This is a genomic window from Levilactobacillus angrenensis, assembly GCF_003946085.1.
In the GTDB taxonomy this organism is placed as follows: domain Bacteria; phylum Bacillota; class Bacilli; order Lactobacillales; family Lactobacillaceae; genus Levilactobacillus; species Levilactobacillus angrenensis.
Window position 1 is genome coordinate 18265 of record NZ_RHOB01000009.1, and the last position, 22294, is coordinate 40558.

Below are 22294 nucleotides of genomic sequence, written 5' to 3' on the forward strand. Positions count from 1 at the left end.
TCTGACAGCCAGTGGCTGCTGGAAAATCACCTTTTTCGTGCGTAACAATTCCTATAGTCTACACTGACCGCCTAACGTATCGACTTGCCAGAAGTCGTGTCGGCAATATCGACTGCAAATCCTTAGCTGGCACAAGCATTCAACGAATTAACGCGTCAAAAACTCCGTAAACGACTTGCCCGCCAGCGCATCCGCCTCCAACTCTGGATTGAACTGTTGGTGTTTGAGCATGGCCACTTCATAACCGTGGGGGTTAACGCCGTGCTTGCGGTCGGGCCCAATCAACGGCGTTTCCATGATTTTGGGCACCGTTGCTAGTTGGGGATGGTGGGCCACCTTATTCAAGACGTCAAAGCCCAGTGTGCCATAGCCAATATTGGTGTGTCGGTCCTTGTGACTGCCCTGCGGATTTTTAGAATCATTTAGGTGAATGACCTTGAGCTTGTCCAGGCCAATTACGTGGTCGAATTCAGCCAAGACGCCGTCAAAATCCGTGGCGATCGCATAACCCGCATCACTGGTATGACACGTGTCAAAGCACACGGACAGCCGGTCGTTATGGGCCGTGGCTGCCATGATTGCTGCCAACTCCTCAAAGTTACGGCCAACTTCGGTTCCCTTACCCGCCATGGTCTCCAACGCGATTTGGACCGGTTCATCCGCGGCGGCTAGAATTTCATCCAAGCCCTGAGCAATCTGGGCAATGGCGGCCTCTGGTCCAGCCCCCACGTGAGCGCCCGGATGTAAGACGATTTGCGTTGCCCCCAGCGCAGCGGCTCGCTGCACCTCGGCCGTCAAGAATTCGACCGCAAACGCGTAATTCTGTGGCTTGGTCGTGTTGCCCAAATTGACCACGTACGGCGCGTGGACCACGACGGCCCGTTGGTCATGGTCTGCCATGTAGGCCTTCCCCGCAGCAATATTCAACTCATCAATGGGTTTACGCCGCGTATTTTGCGGCGCGCCCGTGTAGACCATAAACACATTTTCATCGTAGCTAGCGGCTTCTTTCGCCGACCCCAGGAGCATGTCTTTGCCCTTCATGCTGACGTGAGACCCAATTAAAAATTCTGTCATTTTGACGCACCCTTTCCTGATAAAATCACTTGAACGACCCGCTGGCTGGCCGTCCCATCTTCCCAGTCACAAAATTTATGATAAAAGGCTGCCTGACGCTGTTGATAGCCGGGGAAGTCCCCGGTCTGGCGCCACTGGTCGAGTTGCTGATAAAAGGCGGCCGCCGTGGTGACCAGTGGCCCGGGAATTTCGCGTTCATAATCGAAGTAAAAGCCCCGGAGCTGGTCGCGGTAATGTTCCAGGTCGTAGGCCAAGAACAGTTCTGGGCGTTTCAGATTGGCAAAATCAAACATGACCGACGAATAATCCGTAATCAACAGGTCGGAAATCAAATAGAGTTGCGCGATGTCCGTTTCGGCCAAGACGGTCACCCGGTCCTCGAATCCGTGAATGTCGATGGCGTCTTTGACCAGATAGTGCGGCCGAATGATCAGCTGCGTTCCGGCCGGTACGTGAGCAAAAAACGTTGCCAAGTCAAAGGGTAAGTCGAACCGATAGACGCCCGGGCGCACGGCCATGTCGTCACGCCAGGTTGGCGCATAGGTCACGACCGGCCCCGTCACCTGCCCTAACAAACGCTGTCGCAGCGCCTGCTGATCAGCCGCAGACGTGGTATAGAGCACGTCATTTCTGGGGTAGCCGATCGATAAGAACTGATGGTTAAAGCCAAAGGCCGATTTGAAGATTTCTTGAGAATACCGGTTCGGCGCAATCAAATAATCCCACCGACTGGCAGCCGTCTTAAACTGCTGGTGATAGTCCGCCGTACTGGTCCCCGGGATGGCCACGTGCGCGATATCAGCGCCCAATTTTTTCAGGGGCGTTCCGTGCCAGGTCTGAATCGTCGTCGTCCGCCGATTCGACCGCCACCAATTGGGGAGCCGAGAATTAAGGACCCAAAATTCTGCGCGGGCCATCAGATAGACCCAGCGTGGTGTGAAGCGTTTGACTAACCGAATCTCGGGGTACTTGGCCTTAAGATTGGCGTATTCACGCGGCTTAACGCTGAAATACGCCGTTTGGGCATAGGCCGGATTAGTCTTGATCAATTCGCGGTAAATGGCCGCCGGGTTGTCATTGACGTCCTTACCGTTGAAACTTTCAAAGATGACTTGTCGCCGCTTAATGGGTAAACAAATAAGCCCATCGTTCAACACGATGAGCCCATAGCGAGCAACGAGCTTCAATGACTGGATGAGACTGTGTGATCGCGTCATTTTAGCGTGCTCCTTTCAAATTAAATTAAATCGACGAACCGTGACCGGAACTTGTAGTGTAAGTGTGACCCAATCAACAGCACGAAAATCACGAATAACCAGAACTCTAAAGTGAGTAACGGGTGTTGCCAGAACCAGCCGGACCCGATAAAGGATTCCCGGAATCCATTAACGATGTAATAGTACGGGTTTAATTCCAATAAGTGAACGAATGGTGCCGGGAACGACGTCGTGACGAAGTTAAACAGCACACCAGACACGTAGAATAACATCCGCATCACGGATTGTAACAGGATGTGGTAGTCCCGCACTAACAAGCTAATGCAGGAGTTCAAGATTCCTAAGGCCACTAGCAGGCAAATCATGGCGAAGAAGTAATAGATCCACTGGAACCAAGACACCTTCGGGTAAACGCCGTTGAGTAAGCCGATAAAAATCGAGAAGACCATCATCGTCCAAAAGGAACTCAGATTACTGACAATTTTAATCGTTGGTAAGGCGGATACCGGGAATTTCATCTTAGCCACCATGTTGACCCGTTGGTAGATACTCTTCGAGGCATCCAACGTGGCCCGGTTCATGAAGAACCACGGCGTAATCCCAATAACCATCCATGGCAGGTAGCCCACGCCGTTTAACGGTTGGCCGTGCTTTAACCCAACACCGAAGACTAACCAGTAGATGGCGATTTGAATCAAGGGATATAAGTACTCCCAAGCTAAACCTAAGTAGTGACTCTGATAACTTGCTTGGTCCTCATAGCGCGAGATCCGGAAAATGATACCGACGCTTGAGAACTGTTCTTTAAATAAGGTCATGACCTCTTTCAAGGCACTGCACTCCTTTAATTTTAATCGGATAATTGCGCAAGGTAACGGGCAACCACGCGTTCAGTCGCGTGGCCGTCATTGGCGCGATTCCAATGTTGATTGAATTGGGTAAGCTCGGTTGCGGCATCGGTCTTGATGGCCGCAGCCAGTTGGTCGTTGGTCGCAATAACCGGACCGGGTAACCAGTCCAACAAGTCGGCTTGCACGCCGGGGTCTTGCCGGTAGGTTGGTAAATCAAAGAGGTAAAACAATAAGCTGTGCGCATTGGGCAACAGACTGTAGTCAAAGGCCACCGACGAATAATCCGTGACCAAAGTATCAGTCACCGTCAAAAGATCGGTCGTACTCAAGTCTGGCGCCAACACCCCCTGCGGCCCTAACTGTCGCTGGAGCGCGTCGGCTTTGGTCGCCAAGGCCGGGTGGAGTTTGACGACCACTCGCGCCGTAGGATCCGCACACAAGGCCGCTGCCAATCCCGCTGGCGGCGTAAAGGTCACGCCGTCACGATACGTTGGCGCATACAAGATCACGCGGTGCCCCTTTAAGGCTGGCACTTGTTGCCATACCCGCTGGCGAGTCGCTGTCACCCAACTCGCATCTTGTAAGCAGTCTGAACGTGGATAACCCAACACCTGCATGCGGGTCAACGGTACCCGATAACTGGTCGCAAAGACCTGACCCATGGCCGGGGCACCAACGACGTACTCATCAAAATGATCATAAACGGCTTGAAACCGGCGCTGATCACTCGCTGAGCGTTGAGCCGTGGTGGGGTCATCCCAGCCAAAGCGCTTAATGGCGCCTGCCGCATGCCACAACTGGACAATTTGCATGCGCCGGGGATGGTGAAGCCCCCCCAAGAAAGCATAGTAGTTATCGCAAAATAATATCCGGGCCCGCATAATCTGAGGAATCCCCGTCAATACGAAGGATAGATTATCCTGAAATGGCCGCACAGCAATTCCTGCCGCAGCGAGTTGGTCCGCCGCAGCTTGACACTTTGGCCGATAAAAAACCACTAACCGGTGACTAGCGGGTATTTTAGCCGCCAGTGCCCGGATAAAAGGTAAATTATCCGCAAAACTCAAGAGGTAAATCACGTCCTTTTGGCGGCGCCCCGCCCACAGTAGCGACATCAGCCGTACTAACCACAAATAAATCTCTTTCATGTTAATCACCAATATCACTAAATTTCGCTGTCCATAACACCGAGAATTATACCACATCTGCCGGTGGAACCTAGCAGTTTTTAGCAACCTTTAACAGTTTGGCCCCAAACTAACGCTAAGTTCTAAGAATTTGTTAAGTTCACTGGCTAACCGGTCACAAATTAGCTGGTGATTTCGTTGGTATCAGTGAGGGGCTTCCCCAGCCCATCAGCCGACAAAAAAGGCCGGACCCGCGCCCGACCTCTTGCCTGTGTCGCAACCTATTACCATTTTGGCTCGTAGAAGTGGCCCAGGACCTTGACCGTATCCGAAATGCTCACGAAAGCCTTCGGGTCGGCCTCTTCCATCGCCGTTTCCAGTGCATCCATTTCATATCGGGTAATCACCGTAAACAAGATGGTCTTCTCGTCGTGGCGATACGCCCCTTCTGCCCCGTGGACGATGGTGATACCGCGGCGCATGTGATTTTGAATACTGTCGATCACCGTTTTCGGTCGATCCGTGATGACCATGACCTGCATCCGTTGTTGACGGGTAAACGTCATGTCAATCACCTTGGCGTTAACGAACAGCCCCAACGCGGAATACAGCGCGTAAGGCCAGCCATACACAAACCCGGCACTGATAACGATCAGACTGTTGAAGGCAATGTTGATGGTCCCCATGCTCCGGCCGGTCTTGCGCCGCAACACGATGCCAATAATATCCAGTCCACCGGTCGAGATGCCATTTTTCAAGGCAAACCCCGTCCCAAAACCGTTGACCGCACCCCCGAAAATCGCACAGATAATCGGGTCACTGGTCAAATGGACGGGTTGAATCACCCGAATCATGACCGAGGCGAACAGTACACAGATAAACGTAAATACCGTAAAGGACTTACCAATTTGTTTCCAAGCCAGAAAGAACATGGGAATGTTGATCAAGAACAGCCCGAGCGCCGTCGTGATATGAAATGCGCCGAGACCGGCCGTCAAACTGTTGACCAACTGCGCTAACCCCGTGACCCCGGAAGAATAAATATGTCCCGGTGTCCAGAAAAAGTTCACCGCAATCGACACCAGTACCCCGTAGAAAAAGGCTACGGAGAACTTTGCCGTATAGGTATGCCGTTTTAACAACTGCTGCACATCATCCATGATTTAAATACCGACCTCGCTTATTCGTTTGTCATACTTCACTCTATGCTCGGCTTAGTATAGCATTTAATTGCCGTTTCGGCCACGGCAAACGCTAGGTTTTAGCGGTTTCTAATCTTTCTGTGGCAAATTGACAGTTCAGTTACAAAACCATCTTCAGGCAACACTACTTCTGCGTCCAATGTTGCTGAATAAAGGCTTCACGGCCCCCCGCTTCTTGTTGAGCCATGCGGGCTGGATTCTTTTGATAAAATTGTTGATGGCGTTCTTCGGCCGGGTAAAAGGGCTGGGCCACTTGAATTTGCGTCACGATGGGCTTAGTGAACTGTTCCCGGTCCTGCAGCGCTTGACGGGAAGCCCGCGCGATTTTGTCCTGGGCTTCGCTGTTCACAAAAATGACGGGCCGGTAGTTACTGCCCCGGTCTTGGAACTGGCCACCGGCATCCGTTGGGTCGGTCTGTTGCCAATACAACTCGACCAATTGTTGGTAACTGACCACCTGCGGATCGAACCAAATCTTCACGGCTTCCGTATGCCCGGTCGTTTGGCTCTTGACCTGTTCATAGGTGGGATTGGCCACCGTACCGCCCGTATATCCGGAGAGCACCTTCTTGATACCGGGAAATGTCTCAAATGGCTGGACCATGCACCAAAAGCAGCCGCCAGCAAATGTTGCCGTTTCTGTTTCACTCATCATAATCACTCCAATTTCTAATATTTCTATTACACGACTTTTTGCCGGCGCGGTCAACTAGTTTGCTAGAAGATCCGGAAATTTAGTTGTTTACAACCATGTGGCTCGCTTTGAGCCGGTGGCCCGCGTCTCTGGCCTCATAGCCGAAACGTGTGCCAACCGGCAACTGATGGCGTGAAAATTAGTCGTTTACAGCTTCGTAGTTTGAACTGGTGGAACCCTGGCTGACGCAGGCTCCTGGTTTCACTAAGTTTCGTGGACAGAACCCTGTCGTTCTGGGAATTACCGCGTCACTGCTACGTTCAGCCTTCAATAATTGATTCAAAGGTATCCAAAAAAGGACGACTGTCGCCCCACTTAGAGGGTAACAGTCGTCCTTCATTTAAAGTCGAATTCACTCAACGCCTCTGATCAAACCCATCACGCCGGTGCTAATAGCACGGGCAATTGGTTTCACCAATAACGCTAGTCTTCAGGCTCGTCTTGCTTGGCAATCAACAAGTCCAGGTCTAACAATTGCTTGTCGGCCACGGTACTTGGCGCTTCGGTCATTGGTTCCGTTGCCTTCGAGTTCTTCGGGAAGGCGATGACGTCACGGATGTTGTCGCGCTTAGCTAACAAGCGGGCAAACCGATCCAACCCAATGGCCAGACCACCATGAGGCGGGAACCCGTAATCCAAGGCTTTCAGCAGGAAGCCAAATTGCTTTTCGGCCCGTTCAGGCGTGAAGCCTAAGGCCTTTAGCATCTTCATTTGTAATTCGCGGGTGTGAATCCGGATGGACCCCCCACCTAATTCGAGACCGTTCAAGATGATGTCGTAACTTTGAGCGTAGGCCTTGTGTGGGTCTTCGCCGTCGTTCAAGTAATGGGCATCCCCTTCGGCTGGCATCGTGAATGGGTGGTGCGCTGGAACCCAACGCTTCAAGTCAACATCGTAATCGAACAATGGCCAGTTGACGATCCATAAGAACGCCCACTTGTTTTCGTCGATCATGTCTTGTTCCTTGGCAATGGCAACCCGCAGGTAACCCAACGTTTGGGCAACAACGCGCTTAGAATCAGCAGCAAACAACAACAGGTCGCCGCTCTTGGCGCCGGTTGCGGCCGTGATTTGATCGAACCAGTCGCCTTCCTTGAAGAACTTGGCGATTGGGCCGCTAAAGCCATCATCCGTGACCTTCATCCAAGCCAAGCCCTTGGCACCGAAGCGTTCGATGTATTGGCCGTACTTGTCGATGTCCTTCCGGCTGTACAAGTCAGCCCCGCCAGGAACGGCGATGGCCTTGACTTGACCGCCGTTCGCAACGGCGCCAGAGAAGACCTTGAAGTCGGTGTTGGCCATGATGGCTGACAAGTCCTTCAATTCCATGCCGAAGCGGACATCTGGTTGGTCGGTCCCAAAGCGGGCCATGGAGTCGTCCCAGTCCATCCGTTCGAATGGCAACTTAACGTCAACATTCAACGTATCCTTCATGACCTTGGCAATCAGGCCTTCCGTCAGGTCTTGGATCTCTTCGGCCGTCAAGAAGGACGTTTCCAAGTCAATCTGGGTAAATTCAGGTTGACGGTCACCCCGTAAGTCTTCGTCTCGGAAACAACGAGCGATTTGGTAGTACCGGTCAAAGCCAGAACCCATCAATAATTGCTTAAACAATTGCGGAGATTGTGGCAAGGCGTAGAAATGGCCGGGGTAGATCCGTGAAGGAACCAGGTAATCCCGGGCCCCTTCAGGCGTGGACTTGGTCAAATCAGGCGTTTCGATGTCGATAAAACCGTTCTTGTCGAAGTAGCTGTGCACGGATTGGACGATCCGGTTACGCAGCATCAGAGCCTTTTGCATTTCTGGCCGCCGTAAGTCTAAGTAGCGGTATTGTAAACGCAGGTCGTCAGAAGCGTTGACGTTGTCCTTGATTTCAAATGGCAATTCCTTGGCCTTGTTCAACAGGTTGATGCCACTCACGCGAACTTCGACCTTCCCGGTGCGCATGTCCGGGTTAACTTCCTTAGGTGCCCGCGCAACAACTTGTCCTTGCACTTCAATGACGTATTCGCTCCGCAGTTGGTCAGCGACGGCCAACGCATCCTTGCCGTATTCTTCGCTGAAGACCAGTTGAACAATACCTTCGCGGTCCCGTAAGTCGATGAAAATCAGACTACCGAGGTCCCGACGTTTTTGTACCCAACCCTTTAAGACAACGGTTTGGTCGAGGTATTGATCGTCAACTAAACCAGCATACGTGGTTCGTTTTAAATTCTTTTCCATGTCTTTCTCCTCTTATTTTGCCGTGAACTGAGTTGCCACGACGTTTTGAAAATCTTGATAAATGTCCGCTAATGGCACGCTGACTTCTTCACCCGTCGCCATGGACTTCAAGTTGGCCGTTTGGTTCGCCAACTCTTGGTCACCAATGGTCAAGGTATACGCCGCGTTCAGGCGGTTAGCCGTCTTGAATTGGGCCTTTGGCTTACGACTCAGGTAATCCCGGTCGGCCGTTAAACCGGCTTGCCGAATGGCTTGGACCAGTTTTAACGTTTCCAATGACGTGTCGTCACCGATACCCACGACGTAAACGTCTAACGGGTGGTCATTAGGAATGGCAACCTTTTCCGCTTGCATCAGTAAGACTAAGCGTTCGACCCCCAGACCAAAGCCCACACCAGGCATGTCGGGGCCGCCCAGTTCTTCAACCAAGCCATTATACCGGCCACCGGCTAAGACGGTCGTGTAGCCTTCGCCTAAGGCTGGTGAGTCGGCCATGATTTCAAAGATGGTGTGGTTGTAGTAATCCAACCCCCGCACCATGGTGGCATCAACGTCATAGGCAATGCCCAAAGCGTCTAAGCTGGCCTTGACCCGGTCAAAATGAGCCGTGGCATCCGGCGTCAAGAAGTCCAGGATAGACGGCGCATCGACCACGATTTCTTGGTCGTGCTTGTCCTTACTGTCCAAGACCCGCAGTGGGTTTTTGTGCAACCGCACCTTGGAGTCATCACTGAGTTCATCAAAGTGAGGTTCCAAAAAGTCGATCAAGGCTTGGCGGTAATTGTCGCGGGTTTCCTTATCTCCCAAGGTGTTCAAGGCCAACCGCAAGTGCGTCAAGCCCAGTTTACTCAAGAGGTTCATCCCCAAAGCAATGACTTCCACGTCCAATTCGGGCGCGTCACTACCGAAGGCTTCCACCCCAATTTGATGGAATTGCCGTTGCCGACCTGATTGGGGCCGTTCGTACCGGAACATGGGTCCCATGTAGTAAACTTTGTACGGCTTTTGGGTCTCTGGTCCGTAAAGTTTATTTTCCACAAAGGCCCGAACAACACCGGCCGTTCCTTCTGGCCGCAAGGATAAGTGCCGATCCCCCTTATCCTTAAAGTCATACATTTCCTTGGTCACGATATCTGAAGTATCCCCCGAAGTCCGTGAAAAGACTTCAAAGTTTTCAAACATCGGTGTCCGAATCTCTTCGAACCGATAATTAGCAAACAACTGGCGCGCGGTGGCTTCGACGAACTGCCAAGTTTGTGAGTCGCCTGGTAAGATATCCGCCGTTCCCTTTGGTCGTTGATAACGCATGAGCATTCTCCCTTCCGACTCCTGTAGAAAATAAAAAACGCCCCTGTCAATTGACAAGGGCGCAGGTATGCACGGTACCACCTTTTTAAAATTCTCTGCAGGATAACGTTGCAAACGAATGACGACGAGCGCCATTAGCCTCAAGAGTGTCTTCCAAGTGACCTCGTTAGTCGCTTTCAGCAACGCGACTTCTCTGTAAACGGGTTGACTCTTACTATTCTCTCTCATTGGCAATCTATTTTATTCTTCCTAAGAATACTGAAAATCGGCTGAAAAGTCAAGGCTGACTACCAGGTAATTGTTGTGAAAAGACTGATTTTCAAGATAGTCGGTGCTGGTTAGGAAACTAGCGTCTTTGACATGCGGGTCGCGGCTCAAAATGATTGGTCGAGACCGGGCTTTGGCGTGATTTGCCCACCACATCCCAGTCTCACAGCTGGCGAACAACCGGCGTTCCACCAAGACCATGCCCCAGATTTAGCCCACCTTAATTTACCCGTGGTATAATGAAAACTAATTTACTAAAGGAGTACATCTATGCATTTCAAACCACGTAATTGGCCGGGCCTGGTGACGGGGCTGGTCATCCTTTTAATCGCTGGCGGGCTACTGATAGCCTTCACCCAGCACAACGCCGTCACCGCCACTGTGAGCAACTTGAATCTGCGTAACGGCCCCGGCTTGACGTACACCGTCACCCATAAGGTCAAAAAGAATAGTCGTTTAACCATTTTAGGCGAAAAAGATAATTGGTATCACGTCCGCGACAGTCAAAACCATTTTGGCTGGGTCGCCAGTTGGTTGGTCAAGCACCCCGGCAATTTGAAACGGGCGACTAACCTATCCGAAGCGACCATCGTGTTGGACCCGGGCCACGGCGGCAGTGATTCCGGGGCATTGTCCATCGACCAAAAGCACGACGAGAAGACTTACACGCTGGCACTAGCCCAGCAGGTCGCTAAACGTCTGCGGGCGCGGGGGGCCCACGTGATCATGACCCGCGACAGCGACAAGACCGTCAGTCTAGCGGACCGCCCGGCACTGGCCAATACCAATCAGGCCAGCGCCTTCATCAGCTTCCACTTTGATTCCTCACCGACTGACAACTTAGGGTCTGGGACCACGACCTACTATTACCACCGCGACACCTCCTACGAACTGGCCGAGGACGTTAACGGCCAGATGGACGGGCTCGGCCTGGACAACCGCGGCGTCAAATACGGCAACTTCGAGGTCATCCGTGACAATAACCGCCCGGCCCTGTTGCTAGAAATGGGTTACATCAACACCAAGAAGGACTTCAGTTACATTCGCAGCACCACCTATCAAAAACAGGTGGCCACCCGCGTCGTCGCTGGTTTGAGCAAGTATTTCAACGCTGCAGCTTAAGTTTTTAAAGAAAGAAGATCTTTGCATGACACTTTCAGCAGACTGGTTGGCACAATTACCTTTACCTCAAGTTACCGCGGCTACCCCGGTATCCGGTGGTGACATCAATCTAGCCTACCGGTTGACCACGGCCGAGGGCCCGGCCTTCTTGCTGGTCCAGCCACACACCCCGGCCAGTTTTTATCGCCACGAGGTCGCTGGCCTCAAGGCACTGGGCCAAGCCGTGAACGTCCCCGACGTACTGGCGACCGGCAACATTGACGGGGATGCCTACCTGGTTTTGGAATTTCTGGAAACGGGTCACGGGAGTCAATACGAATTGGGCCAGGCCGTTGCCCGAGTGCACCGCATCACGGCGCCCCAATTTGGTTTCGACCAAGATAATCTCGTGGGCAAGCTACCCAAGCACAACGACTGGCAAGCCGACTGGACCACCTTTTACTTGAACCAGCGCTTGGATCCCCTGGTCAAGCGGGCCCAGGAACATCACCTATGGAACGTCAACCGGCAAGCCGCCTATGACCGGGTCCGGCAACACATCGTGACCGAAAATCAAGGCCGTAAAATCGTGCCATCCCTGCTTCACGGTGACTTGTGGTCCGGCAACTACCTGTTCACCGCGGACGGCACGCCGACTCTGATCGACCCCGATGTCTTGTACGGCGACCGCGAATTTGATATCGCCATGACCACCATCTTCGGTGGCTTCACGGCTGACTTCTACCGCGGGTACCAAGACGCCTATCCCTTTGATCCGGGGTATACGGACCGTTTAGCTCACTACCAGTTGTACTACCTGTTGGCCCACCTGAACTTGTTCGGGGAAACCTACGGCGGTGCGGTTGATGAGGTGCTGAGCCGCGGATAATTAAATTTGAGACAGTAAAGCCGTGTGATAGGCACCCGCTGGGATGCTGGTCACACGGTTTTTTATATGTGATAAACTCATTTTGCAAACAACCACTCCTGCAACTCGGCGAATCGAATCACACGAATCTCCGGTTGACTTTCATCCACGATGAGGTGCTCGGGGTCAAACAAGGCGCTGGCCATCCCCGCGCGGTGCCCAGCCTGGACATCCAAATTGCGGTCGCCAATCATCAATCCTGTCTGCCGGTCCACCGCATATCGTTGCATCAAGGCCTGCAAACTGGTCGGATCCGGCTTACGAGGAAAGTCATCGTCGGCCGTGACCGCCCCCGTAAAGTACTGCGCCAAATTCAGTTGCGACAACCGATCCATGGCGTGATGGTCGCGGTGCGTCAACAAAAAGTTGCGGCCCCCCGCTGCCACAACGGCCGCTAACAGCTCGGCGACTCCTGGAAAGGCTGCGGCATCTTTCAGCCGTGGGGCTGCTTGTTTTTGATAGGCCTTAGCCAACCGGTCGCGGTTCAAGCGATACTCCGCCGTGAAGCGCTGAAGGGCGCTGCCGAGACTGTGTTGCCGCATGGCCTTGTAAATTTCTTCTTCATCCAATTCAAAGTTGTTGACCCCGCAAGCTTCCAGTGCCTCGCCAAAGGCCGTGACCATCCCCGGGTAAGTATTGACCAAAGTCCCGTCAAAATCCCAAAAGAGCTGTTGATAACGCATGGCTTTTCCTCCTTAAAAAAACGACTAGTCCATAGCGGCGCTAGTCGTTTTCACTTTGTTCAGTCACATTCTTATTTTTCGTCCGTGTCGAACCAAATCGTCACGGGGCCGTCATTGATCAAGGCGACCCGCATGTCAGCGCCAAAGACACCCGTTTCCACGTGACGCCCAGTCGCCGCTAATTTTTCATTGAACTCATTGTAGATTTGTTCGGCATGGGCCGGATCCCCGGCGGCCACAAAGCTGGGCCGGTTGCCCTTCTTCGTGTTGGCATAGAGCGTGAATTGTGAGACGGATAAAATACTGCCGTCAACGTCTTCAATGCTCTTGTTCATCTTGCCCGCCTCATCTTCAAAGACGCGCAGCTTGGTGATCTTGTGAACCAAGTAGTCGACTTGTTCGCTGGTATCACTGTCTTCAGCGCCCACCAGCAACAGGTAGCCTTGGGCAATTGCGCCCTTGACGGCACCATCGACTAACACGCTTGACTGTCTAACTCGTTGTAACAAAACTCGCATGGTTATTCCCGTCCTTAATGGAACGCCCGCTTAACCACGTAGACGTCCGGAATATTTTTGATGTTATCTAAAATGCGTTGCAATTCAACTTGGCCGCGGGTGCCTAAACTGATGGAAATCGTCGCCATCTTGTTGTGGTCAACCTTACCGTTGATTGACGTCAGGTACTTGGTGTTGTTGTTAATGGTCCGTAAGACGTCGTTCAACAAGCCGTTGCGGTTGTAGCCTTGGACCTCAATATCCGCGTTGTAATTGGTCTTGTCGCCGGCCTTGTTGCCCCAACGGACATCGACCAAACGCTCGCCATTTTCCTCGGCATTTCTAACATTGGGACAATCCTTGCGGTGCACGGAGACCCCACGCCCCTTGGTGATGTAGCCCACGATGTCATCGCCCGGAACTGGTGAACAGCAGTGACTCAAGCGGATCAAGAGGTTGTCAACACCCTCGATGACCACGCCATCGGAGTCCTTGCCCTTCTTGCGATCCTTCTTTTCGTTCTCAGAATCGTTCTTGATGGTCTGGTGTTCTTCCAGTAGCTCGCGTTCCTCTTGGCGCCGGCGTTCATCCTCTTCGGCGCGCCGAACACCTTCCGTTAAGCGGTTCGCTACCCCGCGGGGCTGCAGGTCGCCAAACCCAATGGCGGCCAAAAGGTCATCCGAATGCTGATAGTGCATCTTGGCCGTGACCTTGTCCAAATTGTCCTTGGTCATCAAGCCCTTGGGGTCGTATCCCAGATCACGAATCGTGTGTTCCACGGCTTCCTGACCAGACACGATGTTTTGTTCGCGGTCGGCAGCCCGGAAGAACTGCTTGATCTTGTTGCGGGCCCGCCGCGTGGAGACCAGTTTGAGCCAATCTCGACTCGGCCCCGCTGAGCTACTGGAGGTCCGAATGTCCACGATGTCGCCGTTCTTGATTTCGTAATTCAATGGCACGATCTTGCCGTTGATGGTGGCCCCAGTGGTGTGGTGACCGACCTCGGTATGAATGGCGTAGGCCATGTCCAGCGGCCCGGCCCCCTTCGGCAATTCGAGCACGTCACCCTTTGGCGTAAAGGCATACACGTGGTCCCCAAAGAGTTCACCCTTGACACTATCCATGAAGTCGGAGGCATCATCGGTATCTTCTTGTAGTTCGATGATGTGCTTGAACAAGTTCAGTTTGTCACCAGAATTGGTCTCTTGAACCTTGTCCGTGACCCCTTCCTTGTAAGCCCAGTGCGCTGCGACCCCGTATTCAGCCACCGCGTGCATTTCCTTGGTCCGAATCTGCACTTCTAGTGGCTTACCCTCGGGTCCAATCACCGTCGTGTGCAGGGATTGGTACATGTTGGCCTTAGGCATCGCAATGTAGTCCTTGAACCGGCCAGGCATTGGCTTCCACTGTGAGTGAATGGCGCCGAGCACCGCGTAACAATCCTTAATGGTATCGACGATGACCCGGATCGCCAGCAAATCATAAATTTGACTGAACTGCTTATGCTGGTCCTTCATCTTCCGGTAAACGGAGTAAATGTGCTTGGGTCGCCCGTAGATCTCCGGGTCCAATTTCAAATCCTTGATTGATTTCTTAATATCTTGAATGGCGCCGGCAATGTACTGTTCCCGTTGGTCCCGCCGCGAATTCATCAGATGCACGATGCGGTAGTATTGTTGCGGGTTCAGGTACCGTAGCGAAATGTCTTCCAGCTCCCACTTGATGGTACTGATCCCCAAACGGTCGGCCAGTGGGGCGTAGATTTCCAGCGTTTCGTTGGCGATGCGACGTTGCTTGTCTGGCCGCAAATGTTCCAGCGTCCGCATGTTGTGCAGGCGGTCAGCCAATTTAACGATCATGACCCGAATGTCCTTGGACATCGCTAACAACAGCTTACGGTGATTCTCCGCCAACTGCTCTCGATTCGATTTGTATTTAATTTTTCCCAGCTTCGTCACGCCATCGACAATCAGCGCGACGTCATCGCCAAATAGTTCCCGGACATCGCTCAACGTGACACCAGTATCTTCGACGATATCATGGAGAAAGCCGGCGGACACCGTTTCGGGGTCCATGTTCAGGTCGGCCAGGATGCCCGCCACCTGAATGGGGTGCATGATGTAGGGTTCACCAGACTGCCGGATTTGATCCTGGTGGGCAACCGTCGCGAAATGACAGGCTTTGACCACCATCTCCACGTGCTCCGCATTCATATATTTACCGACTCTGGCAATTACTTCTTCAGCCGTCCAGACACGTTCTTTGGTCATATGGACGCCACCACCCTTAGTTTTAAATTATGATTTCGATTCGATCTTAGCTTGCGTTAACCCGTAAGCCAGATAAGACAGGCACACATAAACAATGGCAAAATAACGGGTGTACCGTGGTAAGAACCACCAGGCACCCACGCAATAAATCACGGGCCAAATCAACAGCCACCAACCCGGCTGGAGCTTGCGAGCAATCACCCGACCGACGCCAATCGCCAAGCACCCGTTGATCAAAACGAGCCACAGGCCAAACCGCCAAACCGGGCCAACACTGACTAACGTTGCTAGCGCGGGCAAGCCCACGCCCATGATGATGGCGAGGACCCAGTAGCGCCAGCCAATCTTTTCTAAAAATGCCATCCCTGTCACCCATTTCTCTTAATAATTGCAACTATTTTAGCATGTTTCCGCAGAGATTTCACCCACCTATCTGGGTTGTTGGAGCTCCAGCACCATGGACACCGCCGCTAGAAAGTATAGCGGCGCCGTTTCGGTCCGTAAGATCCGCGGGCCCAAGCCCACTAAAGTCGCTCCCGTTGCCTGGGCTTGCGTGACTTCGGCGGGACTGATGCCCCCCTCAGGGCCAAAGATTGCCAAGAGGTGTTGCCCCGGCGTCACGGCCTGTAACTGCTGGTTTAAGGCGCTTTGTTCACCTTGTTTGGCCGATTCCTCATACGCCATTACCGCAACGTCATACGGCGTCTGGAGGACTTCTGCGAGGTTCTTGGCATAGCTCACAGTTGGACGGCGCAACCGGTGGGCCTGTTCTGCCGCGCCGTGGGCGATTTTAGTCAGCCGCGTTAACTTTTTAGCGACCTTGTTGGGCTGCCATTTGGCCACTGACCAGTCGGCCCCGTAAAAAATTACCCGCGCGACGCCGAGTTCCGTGGCCTTTTGCGTGATCCACTCCGCCTTTTCTTGCTTGGGTAAACCACAGACAATCGTCACGTCGACTGGCAGTTCCACTGGCGGCGTCGGTACGGCCGTCAAGGTGACCGTGGCCGAGTCACCCAGGGTCGTCAGCCGGCCGTGAAACAGGTGAGCCGTGGCATCCACGAATTCGGCTTCGGCGCCCACTTCGGCTCGCAACACCGTGACCCAGTGATGGTAAACGGCCGCCGTCAGGCTGATCTGGTCGCCATCATGCGCCGTTGTTTCTAAGAAATACCGTTGCATACCTTATTCATCCTCCGTGGGCTTGTGCGCAATCACACCGCGCCAATCTTTCATTTGTAAAATATTATCAATGATGAAGCCTTGCTTTTCCTGCGCGGCCACGACTTCGGCTAACTTATCCGCGATGATACCGGACGTCAGGAAATAGCCCCCTGCGTGCAGGTTCTCCCAGGCTTGCGGAATCAGTGGCAAGATGATTTCGGCCAAAATGTTGGCCACGACCAGGTCGACTGGCTGGTGAATGCCCTTCAATAAATCATTGGGCTTCGCCACGATATCTTGGGCGACTGGGTTCAGGTCCAGATTGGTCTTGGCAGAACGAACCGCCACTTCATCTAGGTCAAACGCCGTGATCTGCTTAACGCCCAAGTATTTGGCCGCAATGCTCAAGACACCTGAGCCCGTGCCGACATCGTACATGGTCTCGCCACCGCGAACCACCATTTCCAGTGCCGTCAAGGACAGCCGCGTGGTCGGATGCGTCCCGGTCCCAAAGGCCATCCCTGGGTCCAAGCGAATCACGTGTTCATCAGCTTGAACTGGTTGATAGTTCTCCCAGCTTGGGCTCACGGTCAAATACCGTGTCACCCGAACTGGATGGTAGTATTTCTGCCAAGCTGTGGCCCAGCTCTCATCGTCAACGGCCTTGGTCGTGACGGTCCCGGGCGTTGGGTCCAGGCCAAATTTGGTCAAGTCGCTGACCCGTTGCTTGATGGTGGGCAAGATTTCTGGTACAAATACGGTCTCCGGATAGTAAGCACTGATCTCTGCCCCACTAGTCCGGTGAGGAATCGTGGCCAGATCCACGACCTCGCCGTATTTCCCCGGCTTTAAGTTTGCGTAGTCGGCGGCGTCTTCGATCTTGACGCCACTGGCCCCCGCCTCCTGTAAGATGTTGCTAACGGCCTCGACGGCTTCGTTGGTAGTAATGACACTGACTTCGGTCCATTGCATATGTGTTGGTCCTCCTGTAAGGGTTTCAGTTAAAGGTCATGATGCGCGGGGGCAACCGCGACTAGCTGGTACCCGTTTCGCCCCGCTAGCGTTTAGGCGTTTTGCCCCAACGTTTTCAGTTTTCACCCGCAGATTTTCGCGATAGAAACGTCTACGATTAATTATAGAGGAAATGCCGCAGAAAAGCCAAAATCACGGTCAAAAGAAAAAGAGTGTGACAACAGGCGGTTAACTGGCGAGCATTAACGGCGCTAGGCGGATAATCTTGATTCTGGATTATTTGTCTAGTGCTAAAGGTTGAAAGTAGCATTAACGCAATAGTCCCTGAAACGACGGTCTTCTATCCGCTAAAATTAGTGAAACCAGGAGCCTGCGTCAGCCAGAGAGTCCGCCTGCTCTGGGGAACACCTCCAGCCTGAGGAGCGGGCTTCCGGTTCGCTTTGAAGCCTGACAAAATCAGCCAGTCTCCAAAGTCGTCCCACGCTGTAGGCTGAGAAAAGGCCTCAGCCAACACCGTCGACACAGCTGGCTCCACCCTGGCTGCCTCCGGCGAAGAGTGGCGATTATCAGCAATACTGTGTTAGTCAGAGACTAGTTGCGAAATCAACTGCTACCTGGGGCTAAACCAACTGTTACTAGCACACACACTTATAGCCGGGAGTCCACCAAATATGGGTTCAGCCGTGGGAGTTGCCTTAGCGGCGCGCTTCATGCCGCTTAGACAACTGGCGTCTTTGAGACGTGGTCTATCGGCTCAAAGCGAGACCGAGACCGTCTTTCAGGCTCGGTCCGGTCCGCCCACCGCGTTCCAACCCATAGTTGGCGGACGGTAGGCGGCCAGCGCAAACTACGAAGCTGTAAACGACTATTTTTTTCGCCATCAGTCGTGTAGTGACAATAGTTCTAGCTGATTTTCATCTTTCAACCTTCAGTTATCAGTTTTAAGTGAAACCGACCGCCTTTTGGCGCACGTTTCGGCCATTTAAAGTTGGTGCAAAAGGGTCTGGGATGTTTTGTCCCGGACCCTAAAAGAAAAAGAGCGTCGAACAACCACTGCTGTCCGACGCTCATCACTAAAGCTAACCTGAATTTTAAACGGCCTTAGACCTTCTCGGCATCGTCCTTGTGGTCCGCACGACGTTGCTCGCGTTGGGCCAGGTGCGTTTCCAAGTAATCTAACATATCCGCTTCATTTTGAAACACACGGGGATGCTTTTGCTTATGCAGTCGCAAATCAATCTCGTTGATCCGCTGACGGCCGGTCCACGTGTGACCATAACGAATGATTACCCGATTATTGAGCGAATTTTCTTGACCGAATTTAAAGACGTAGACGCTCTCTGGCGCCATCAATGGCCGAATATACGACTTTTCATAACGATAATTGTGTTGTCGTAAAAACTCTTTCGTTCGACTCAGCATGGTAATCACCTCCTATATCATGACAATCTACTAGGCTGACGCAACGACGCTAGGCCGTTTCGGTTGCCGTACCCATTAAAATGTATCAATAATTGATAATAGTTGATTTTCCAGGAGAATGCAAGCAAAACGTTTGATTTACCGCGGCTTTTTCACAATTCGTGAAAGTACCCGTTCCTAGAAAATAACGATTATGAAACCACTTACATATTGTACCGTACTTTCCGCATTTATGAAACCATCTCGTCAGGAGAATTTTCTGCTGGTAAAATTATTTAGCCCTAACAAGACGTTCCCTTCGGCGTCATTCCCCGGTCAAAGGCGGCCAGTACCGTTGCTCCGTCCGCAATTTGAACCGCGTTATCGAGCACGTGAGCGTCGTCTTTGAGGGAGATCTGTCCTTGGCCGTAATCCATGGCGACCCCCGTTTCCAAGAAGACCAAGTCATACGGCGAAGTCCACAAGTGTAGCCCCGCCGCATTGGTCAACGGCACCGCGTAATCCGGGTCCGGCTGGTCTAAGACGATCAGCGTGAAGTTGGTGCCAATCGTACAAGCGCCCCCTTGCAGGGAATACTTGCCCCCACCATCATCCGTGATCAACACGAGTTGCTTATCCGCCAGCTGTCGTTGTTTCAAATGCGCTACCAAGGCGGAACTTAATTTAATCGCTGCCATCTCGTACCCCTTTTCTCAAATCCACAGCCACTTACCTGGAGTCAGCACCTTTAGCGTTTACCCCATTAACTTACCTCTAGTTTAGTACAAATGCGTTTGGCTTTCATCTAAAACGCTACCCCGCGTTTTGGTTGCAATTTATAACAAAATCGTTAAGAATAGACTTAAATCTCATTCGAGGAGGCACTTCATTCGTGTTAAAAGAATTTAAAGAGTTTATCGCCCGCGGCAACGTCATGGACCTGGCCGTTGGGGTCATCGTCGGGGCTGCTTTCACGGCCATCGTCAATTCATTGGTCACCAACCTGATCAACCCACTGCTCGGTATCTTCGTGGGCAGCATTGATTTCTCTAATCTGGTCTTGACGGTCGGCAGTGCGCATTTCCGCTACGGCGCATTCATCAATTCCGTGATTAATTTCTTGATTATCGCCTTCGTAGTCTTCTTGTTGATCAAGTTGCTCAACAAGGTACTGGCTAAGCCAGCCGAAGAACCCAGCGAACCAACGCCATCGACAGAAGAAAAGTATTTGCAAGAAATTGTCGAGCTGTTAAAGAAACAAGAAAAGTAAGTGACTGAAAGTTGAAAGATAGCTGTCAGCTAGAAACATTGTCACCACGCGACTCATGGCGTAAAAATTAGTCGTTGACAGTATCCTAGTGAGGAATGGCCGCCTACCGTCCGCCAACTAGAGTGTGTGCTAGTAACAGTTGGTTTAGCCACAAGTAGCGACTGATTTGACAACCCGTCATTGACTAATACAATGGTGCTGATAATCTCTGGCTGACGTAGGCCCCTGATTTCACTATTTTTAGTGGACAGCACACTGTCGTTCCAGTGACTACCGCTTCAATGCTACTTTCTTTAGGCAAGTGATTCGTGACACCAGTTTTCCTAAAAAATTTGGGAAGCTGGTGTCTTTTTTTACACTTAGTTTCAACCACTATACGCAATACTGGCCTAAATTTTCGTGAAGTAACTGAATCTTTTAAAAAAATTAAATTTAAGGGTTGCGACCCCGCGGCGTTTCTCATAAAATTGGAGGTGGACCAAAACCATTTGATAACATAATCATTGTTGCCAAAGTGGCAAACTACGGGGAAGGAAGTAATCGTATTCTATTCGCAATTCTTTGGCTCATCCTGTGGGGCGCAGCAGCCTATTGGGCTTTCAAGGGCCCCCGCCGACGTCGTTTACTGGGGAGCGTATTGGTGGGTTTCGCGTTACTAGGCAGCATCGGGGGCCTGGCTGCCAGTCATCCCGAGCCCACCGTCAAGACCAAAACGGTTCCCGTCGGCACGCAACGGCTGGCCAAGGCTCAAGCCGAATCACGCCGGCTAGCGGTACTGGTCAGTGAGCAAACAGCAGCTAGTCAAAAACTCGATGACCAAGCCAGCTCATTGGCTGCTAGCAGTCAGCGCGTAGCCAGCTCCCAAGCGGCCAGCAGTCAATCTGTAGCTAAGCAAGCGGCTAAAACAGCGGCGGCCAGTCGGCGGGCTAGTCGGTCGGCGCAGACCAGTAGTGCGACCCGTACCAGTCGCACCGCTGCCGCAACTAGCAGTCAGACCGCAACCAAAGGCGATGTGACGACCGGCCGCGCTGGCAAGATCATTGGCAACAAGAACTCCAAAATTTACCACGTTCCCGGTCAGGCCGGCTATCACATGAACAGTCGTAATGCCGTTTATTTCCAGACGGAAGCTCAGGCCCAAGCGGCCGGTTACAGAAAGGCGCTACGTTAAGATGAAAAAATTATTGATCAGTACCCTCATCCTACTCACTCTCGGCATGGTCGGCTTAAGTGGTTGCGCACGCAACAATGCCAGCGCGACCGCCAAGCAGACGAGTACCAAGGTCGTTTACGACCATCAGCCGCAGAAAAAGGCCCAACGACTGGAGCGGCAAAATTCCGCAACGGCCGCTAAGTTGGCAAGTGACCAACAGACCCTCGACCACAAGCGGGCTAAGCTCAAGCAACGGGCCAAAACGAAGGCCGCTACGCCACGGACGCAGGCCCAACCCGCATTGGCCAACCGGACTTACGCGGGCCAACAGGAAATCACGTTGAAGCACAATAACCCTGGCTTTACGACTAAGCAATTGTCTAAGGCTCATGGGGCTTGGCAGACCTATCACGCACTGGACCACTTGAACCGGGTCACCGGGGCCGCGGCATTGTTGAATCAGTCCCTGATGCCTAGTGCGCAACGCGAAGCCCTGACCGTCGATCCCACCGGTTGGCACAACAAGCGGACGCATCACGGCTGGCTTTACAACCGTAGTCATCTCATCGGTTACCAATTTACCGGGCAAAATAACAATCCGAAAAATCTGATGACCGGGACGCGGACGTTGAACAATCCCCTAATGTTACACAACGAAATGGACATTGCCACGTACCTCCACGCCAGCGCCAAGCACTACGTTCGTTATACCGTGACCCCGGTCTTCCGGGGCAATGAACTGGTCGCGCGCGGTGTTCACATGCGGGCGCAGTCATTGGAATCAAACGCGATTCATTTCAACGTTTACATTTTCAATGTCGAACCGGGTTACACGATTGACTACGCCACCGGCTATAGTCACGCTAGTTAACCTCGGTCCAATCCTGAAGAC

At 52.5% G+C, this 22294-nt stretch carries 20 protein-coding genes and 1 pseudogene; 5 read left to right on the plus strand and 16 right to left on the minus strand.

The annotated features are described in order from the left end of the window. Window positions 1–147 precede the first annotated feature (147 nt). From EKM83_RS06680 to hisS, 8 genes are all read right to left on the minus strand, one after another. Window positions 148–1077, minus strand: a complete 930-nt coding sequence (locus EKM83_RS06680) for a deoxyribonuclease IV (RefSeq protein WP_125575859.1) — start codon at window positions 1075–1077, stop codon at window positions 148–150. Next, window positions 1074–2294 (minus strand): CDP-glycerol glycerophosphotransferase family protein, encoded by a 1221-nt coding sequence (locus tag EKM83_RS06685; protein ID WP_125575860.1) that lies wholly within the window; start codon window positions 2292–2294, stop codon window positions 1074–1076. The genes EKM83_RS06680 and EKM83_RS06685 overlap by 4 nt, the downstream gene beginning before the upstream one ends. 20 nt (window positions 2295–2314) lie before the next feature. Then, window positions 2315–3124 (minus strand): ABC transporter permease, encoded by an 810-nt coding sequence (locus EKM83_RS06690; protein WP_125575861.1) that lies wholly within the window; start codon window positions 3122–3124, stop codon window positions 2315–2317. A 20-nt stretch (window positions 3125–3144) separates the two neighbouring features. After that, window positions 3145–4293: a CDP-glycerol glycerophosphotransferase family protein gene (locus EKM83_RS06695; RefSeq protein ID WP_125575862.1), complete on the minus strand. Its 1149-nt coding sequence runs from the start codon at window positions 4291–4293 to the stop codon at window positions 3145–3147. A gap of 263 nt (window positions 4294–4556) precedes the next feature. Further along, window positions 4557–5432: a YitT family protein gene (locus EKM83_RS06700; protein ID WP_125575863.1), complete on the minus strand. Its 876-nt coding sequence runs from the start codon at window positions 5430–5432 to the stop codon at window positions 4557–4559. A gap of 166 nt (window positions 5433–5598) precedes the next feature. After that, on the minus strand, window positions 5599–6126 hold the full coding sequence (msrA, locus tag EKM83_RS06705; protein WP_125575864.1) for a peptide-methionine (S)-S-oxide reductase MsrA: 528 nt from the start codon (window positions 6124–6126) through the stop codon (window positions 5599–5601). 465 nt (window positions 6127–6591) lie between these two features. Beyond that, complete coding sequence (gene aspS / locus EKM83_RS06710; protein ID WP_125575865.1) at window positions 6592–8391, minus strand: aspartate--tRNA ligase; 1800 nt, start codon at window positions 8389–8391, stop codon at window positions 6592–6594. 12 nt (window positions 8392–8403) lie between these two features. After that, on the minus strand, window positions 8404–9699 hold the full coding sequence (gene hisS / locus EKM83_RS06715; protein WP_125575866.1) for a histidine--tRNA ligase: 1296 nt from the start codon (window positions 9697–9699) through the stop codon (window positions 8404–8406). Between the two features lie 537 nt (window positions 9700–10236). Here hisS and EKM83_RS06720 point away from each other — a divergent pair. Both EKM83_RS06720 and EKM83_RS06725 read left to right on the plus strand, forming a co-directional pair. Further along, on the plus strand, window positions 10237–11088 hold the full coding sequence (locus EKM83_RS06720; protein ID WP_125575867.1) for an N-acetylmuramoyl-L-alanine amidase: 852 nt from the start codon (window positions 10237–10239) through the stop codon (window positions 11086–11088). 25 nt (window positions 11089–11113) lie between these two features. Beyond that, a complete protein-coding gene (locus EKM83_RS06725) occupies window positions 11114–11956 on the plus strand; it encodes a fructosamine kinase family protein (protein WP_125575868.1) in 843 nt (280 codons plus the stop codon). 77 nt (window positions 11957–12033) lie between these two features. On the opposite strand, the gene EKM83_RS06730 is transcribed toward EKM83_RS06725, so the two are convergent. The 8 genes from EKM83_RS06730 to EKM83_RS06765 form a co-directional block, all read right to left on the minus strand. Further along, window positions 12034–12678 (minus strand): HAD-IA family hydrolase, encoded by a 645-nt coding sequence (locus EKM83_RS06730; protein WP_125575869.1) that lies wholly within the window; start codon window positions 12676–12678, stop codon window positions 12034–12036. 71 nt (window positions 12679–12749) lie between these two features. Continuing rightward, complete coding sequence (dtd, locus tag EKM83_RS06735; RefSeq protein WP_125575870.1) at window positions 12750–13196, minus strand: D-aminoacyl-tRNA deacylase; 447 nt, start codon at window positions 13194–13196, stop codon at window positions 12750–12752. A gap of 14 nt (window positions 13197–13210) precedes the next feature. Next, window positions 13211–15445, minus strand: coding sequence for a RelA/SpoT family protein (locus tag EKM83_RS06740; RefSeq protein WP_125575871.1), 2235 nt, complete (start codon window positions 15443–15445; stop codon window positions 13211–13213). Window positions 15446–15472: 27 nt separating this feature from the next. Continuing rightward, on the minus strand, window positions 15473–15808 hold the full coding sequence (locus tag EKM83_RS06745; protein WP_125575872.1) for a hypothetical protein: 336 nt from the start codon (window positions 15806–15808) through the stop codon (window positions 15473–15475). 66 nt (window positions 15809–15874) lie between these two features. Next, window positions 15875–16624, minus strand: a complete 750-nt coding sequence (locus tag EKM83_RS06750) for a 16S rRNA (uracil(1498)-N(3))-methyltransferase (RefSeq protein ID WP_125575873.1) — start codon at window positions 16622–16624, stop codon at window positions 15875–15877. Window positions 16625–16627: 3 nt separating this feature from the next. Beyond that, window positions 16628–17578: a 50S ribosomal protein L11 methyltransferase gene (gene prmA, locus EKM83_RS06755; RefSeq protein WP_125575874.1), complete on the minus strand. Its 951-nt coding sequence runs from the start codon at window positions 17576–17578 to the stop codon at window positions 16628–16630. Window positions 17579–18679: 1101 nt separating this feature from the next. Beyond that, window positions 18680–19000, minus strand: coding sequence for a hypothetical protein (locus EKM83_RS06760; RefSeq protein ID WP_125575875.1), 321 nt, complete (start codon window positions 18998–19000; stop codon window positions 18680–18682). Window positions 19001–19281: 281 nt separating this feature from the next. After that, window positions 19282–19677 carry an iron-sulfur cluster biosynthesis family protein gene (locus EKM83_RS06765; RefSeq protein ID WP_125575876.1) on the minus strand — a complete coding sequence of 132 codons (396 nt, stop codon included), beginning with the start codon at window positions 19675–19677 and terminating at the stop codon, window positions 19282–19284. 194 nt (window positions 19678–19871) lie between these two features. On the opposite strand from EKM83_RS06765, the gene mscL reads away from it, so the two are divergent. From mscL to EKM83_RS06780, 3 genes and pseudogenes are all read left to right on the plus strand, one after another. Beyond that, on the plus strand, window positions 19872–20249 hold the full coding sequence (gene mscL, locus EKM83_RS06770; protein WP_125575877.1) for a large-conductance mechanosensitive channel protein MscL: 378 nt from the start codon (window positions 19872–19874) through the stop codon (window positions 20247–20249). Between the two features lie 1027 nt (window positions 20250–21276). Further along, window positions 21277–21420, plus strand: a pseudogene (locus tag EKM83_RS13615) (sunset domain-containing protein); the annotation flags it as partial. Between the two features lies 1 nt (window position 21421). Next, a complete protein-coding gene (locus tag EKM83_RS06780) occupies window positions 21422–22273 on the plus strand; it encodes a DNA/RNA non-specific endonuclease (protein ID WP_125575879.1) in 852 nt (283 codons plus the stop codon). Window positions 22274–22294 lie beyond the last annotated feature (21 nt).

Bases quoted from the DNA above. Each gene is read 5' to 3' on its own strand.
- EKM83_RS06745 (WP_125575872.1), bottom strand. From the start codon at position 15,808: ATGGCATTTTTAGAAAAGATTGGCTGGCGCTACTGGGTCCTCGCCATC.
- aspS (WP_125575865.1), bottom strand. From the start codon at position 8,391: ATGGAAAAGAATTTAAAACGAACCACGTATGCTGGTTTAGTTGACGAT.
- EKM83_RS06680 (WP_125575859.1), bottom strand. From the start codon at position 1,077: ATGACAGAATTTTTAATTGGGTCTCACGTCAGCATGAAGGGCAAAGAC.
- EKM83_RS06780 (WP_125575879.1), top strand. From the start codon at position 21,422: ATGAAAAAATTATTGATCAGTACCCTCATCCTACTCACTCTCGGCATG.
- EKM83_RS06765 (WP_125575876.1), bottom strand. From the start codon at position 19,677: ATGGCAGCGATTAAATTAAGTTCCGCCTTGGTAGCGCATTTGAAACAA.
- EKM83_RS06760 (WP_125575875.1), bottom strand. From the start codon at position 19,000: ATGCTGAGTCGAACGAAAGAGTTTTTACGACAACACAATTATCGTTAT.
- EKM83_RS06725 (WP_125575868.1), top strand. From the start codon at position 11,114: ATGACACTTTCAGCAGACTGGTTGGCACAATTACCTTTACCTCAAGTT.
- EKM83_RS06695 (WP_125575862.1), bottom strand. From the start codon at position 4,293: ATGAAAGAGATTTATTTGTGGTTAGTACGGCTGATGTCGCTACTGTGG.
- EKM83_RS06740 (WP_125575871.1), bottom strand. From the start codon at position 15,445: ATGACCAAAGAACGTGTCTGGACGGCTGAAGAAGTAATTGCCAGAGTC.
- EKM83_RS06750 (WP_125575873.1), bottom strand. From the start codon at position 16,624: ATGCAACGGTATTTCTTAGAAACAACGGCGCATGATGGCGACCAGATC.
- EKM83_RS06685 (WP_125575860.1), bottom strand. From the start codon at position 2,294: ATGACGCGATCACACAGTCTCATCCAGTCATTGAAGCTCGTTGCTCGC.
- hisS (WP_125575866.1), bottom strand. From the start codon at position 9,699: ATGCGTTATCAACGACCAAAGGGAACGGCGGATATCTTACCAGGCGAC.
- EKM83_RS06720 (WP_125575867.1), top strand. From the start codon at position 10,237: ATGCATTTCAAACCACGTAATTGGCCGGGCCTGGTGACGGGGCTGGTC.
- prmA (WP_125575874.1), bottom strand. From the start codon at position 17,578: ATGCAATGGACCGAAGTCAGTGTCATTACTACCAACGAAGCCGTCGAG.
- dtd (WP_125575870.1), bottom strand. From the start codon at position 13,196: ATGCGAGTTTTGTTACAACGAGTTAGACAGTCAAGCGTGTTAGTCGAT.
- EKM83_RS06730 (WP_125575869.1), bottom strand. From the start codon at position 12,678: ATGCGTTATCAACAGCTCTTTTGGGATTTTGACGGGACTTTGGTCAAT.
- EKM83_RS06700 (WP_125575863.1), bottom strand. From the start codon at position 5,432: ATGGATGATGTGCAGCAGTTGTTAAAACGGCATACCTATACGGCAAAG.
- msrA (WP_125575864.1), bottom strand. From the start codon at position 6,126: ATGAGTGAAACAGAAACGGCAACATTTGCTGGCGGCTGCTTTTGGTGC.